This window comes from Planococcus sp. SSTMD024 (assembly GCF_041320495.1).
Classification (GTDB): domain Bacteria; phylum Bacillota; class Bacilli; order Bacillales_A; family Planococcaceae; genus Planococcus.
Map to the genome: position 1 here is coordinate 1 of NZ_JBGGNS010000014.1, position 413 is coordinate 413.

Annotated in this window: 1 protein-coding gene; it reads left to right on the forward strand. The window is 46.0% G+C overall.

All coding sequences use genetic code 11. The annotated features are described in order from the left end of the window. A partial coding sequence (locus tag AB9R92_RS02875) for a DDE-type integrase/transposase/recombinase (protein ID WP_370668026.1) occupies positions 1 to 384 on the forward strand: 384 nt, incomplete at its 5' end. Between the last annotated feature and the right edge of the window lie 29 nt (positions 385 to 413).

Sequence of the window (413 nt, forward strand, 5' to 3'; positions counted from 1 at the left end):
TACCGGCTCTATTCGCACCAACAGACCTCCCTTGTCGTCGATACCTTATATGCGGCTTTAGAAAAGCGAGGCTATCCAGAAGGGGTCATTGTCCATTCGGACCAAGGGAGCGTCTACACCTCTCACGCCTACCAACAGGTGCTTCAACAGAAGCACTTAGTAAGTAGTATGTCGAGGCGTGGAAACTGTTGGGATAATGCCGTCATTGAATCGTTCCACTCGAGTATCAAGTCAGAGGAGTTTCAATTTGTTAAATTCAATTCCCTTCCGAATCTTCACGTGATTGAAAAAGTGAACAACTACATCCAGCACTATAACGAAGATCGGATTCTAACAAAATTAGGCTACTTGTCACCCCGAGAGTTCGGGGCGCAAGCAGCCTAATGAAGGTGTTTTATGGTTGTCTCAAATCG